General features: G+C 54.9%; 2 protein-coding genes. Both read left to right on the forward strand.

Annotated features, from left to right (window positions below):
- The first annotated feature begins 158 nt into the window (after positions 1-158).
- A complete protein-coding gene (locus JK635_RS29195) occupies positions 159-449 on the forward strand; it encodes a CopG family ribbon-helix-helix protein (protein ID WP_202655863.1) in 291 nt (96 codons plus the stop codon).
- Complete coding sequence (locus JK635_RS29200) at positions 437-727, forward strand: type II toxin-antitoxin system RelE/ParE family toxin (RefSeq protein WP_202655864.1); 291 nt, start codon at positions 437-439, stop codon at positions 725-727. Before JK635_RS29195 ends, JK635_RS29200 begins: the two co-directional genes overlap by 13 nt.
- Positions 728-799 lie beyond the last annotated feature (72 nt).

Genomic DNA, 799 nt, shown 5'->3' on the forward strand with positions numbered 1-799 from the left:
TCCTCTCACAGGAGTTGTCAGGACTGCTATGAAGGCGCTGTTTGCGAAAGAAGCCAAGTCAGGCGTACGCAGGACGGATGCAGCAGAGATCCGAAAGATGGCAAACAATATCTAGGTATGGTAAGGTAATACCTCAAAATACTCCTGCGGAGGCTGCCATGACTGCTACCACCATTCGTCCTGTGGCGATCAAGATCGACGAAGACACCAAGTTGCGCGTGAAGCGCTTGGCTGATGCGCGCCAGCGAACATCTCATTGGTTGATGCGCGAAGCGATCACACAGTATGTGGATCGCGAAGAGAAGCGGGAGGCTTTCCGTCAGGATGCACTGAAGGCGTGGGAAGACTTCCGTTCAAACGGCCTGCACGTGACGGCCGATGAGGCTGATGCCTGGATGGCTCAGCTCGAACAAGGTAACGACATTGAGCCTCCTGAATGTCACGTCTGATCTGGTCTCCTTCGGCACTGCTGGATGTCCAGCGGCTTTATCGCTTCCTCGCACCAAAAAATCTGGACGCCGCAAAACGTGCGGTGGCGGCGATACGTCAAGGCGTGAAAGTACTGGAACAACAACCGGGCGTCGGACGACCCGTTGATGACATGGATGATGCGTTCCGAGACTGGATCATCGACTTCGGTGACAGTGGCTATGTGGCCCGCTACCGCGTTGACCCGCAGTCTGTCACCATTCTGGCCGTGCGCCATCAAAAAGAGGTCGGGTTCTGAACGGCCAAACACCCGAATCTTTCCTCACTAACCCCAAGCGTTACTCAGGTGTCTGGAGAGTAAGTTCGAAAC

The organism is Neobacillus paridis, from assembly GCF_016765675.1.
GTDB lineage: Bacteria > Bacillota > Bacilli > Bacillales > Cytobacillaceae > Neobacillus > Neobacillus paridis.